Origin of the sequence: Oceaniferula marina, from assembly GCF_013391475.1 — a bacterium.
In the GTDB taxonomy this organism is placed as follows: Bacteria; Verrucomicrobiota; Verrucomicrobiia; order Verrucomicrobiales; family Akkermansiaceae; genus Oceaniferula; species Oceaniferula marina.
Genome location: NZ_JACBAZ010000058.1, coordinates 1 through 598, shown reverse-complemented (window position 1 = coordinate 598; position 598 = coordinate 1). Strand labels below are relative to the sequence as shown.

Below are 598 nucleotides of genomic sequence, written 5' to 3'. Positions count from 1 at the left end.
CTCTGACTAGTTGATTAATTATGCCATCTGTTCTTCAGCGTCGTCGAGTGGCCTTTCTTCCTGGCTACTATGTGTATCGTATTCACCGTGGTATTGCGAAGTATGCTGCGGAGCATAGATGGATCTTAGATTCCTCGATGGCTATTTCCGGTCAGGTGCCGGAGAATTGGCAAGGGGACGGTATTATTTCCTATTTGGCGCGGCGCGAGGATGTTGATAAAAAAATAGAGTCTTGTGGCGTTCCTACGGTTGATTTGAGTTATCGACCTAACCGTTTCGGAGCCCCTCGTGTGTTTCATGATAATGTCTTGATTGGTCGAATGGCTGGGGAGCATTTACTCTCACAGGGGTTTCGCGATATTGGTTATGTAGGCTATTGGGAAGGGTATAATGATACAGAACGGATGGCTGGCCTAAAAGAGATCGTGATTGGTGCTGGGCGTCATTTTCATGAGCTACACTGGGAAAAAATTGAGGAGGAGTTGTCGGCTTTGCCAAGACCGTTGGCCTTGATGATTCAAAATGATTATTTGGCGGTCACTCTATTGCAAAAGCTTGAGGATCTGGGCGTAAGGGTGCCCGAAGAAGTGGCTGTAAT

The 598-nt window shown here is 47.0% G+C and carries 1 protein-coding gene; it reads left to right on the top strand.

Annotated elements, in window-relative coordinates:
• Positions 1–20: 20 nt before the first annotated feature.
• A partial coding sequence (locus tag HW115_RS19535; RefSeq protein WP_178935354.1) for a substrate-binding domain-containing protein occupies positions 21–598 on the top strand: 578 nt, incomplete at its 3' end.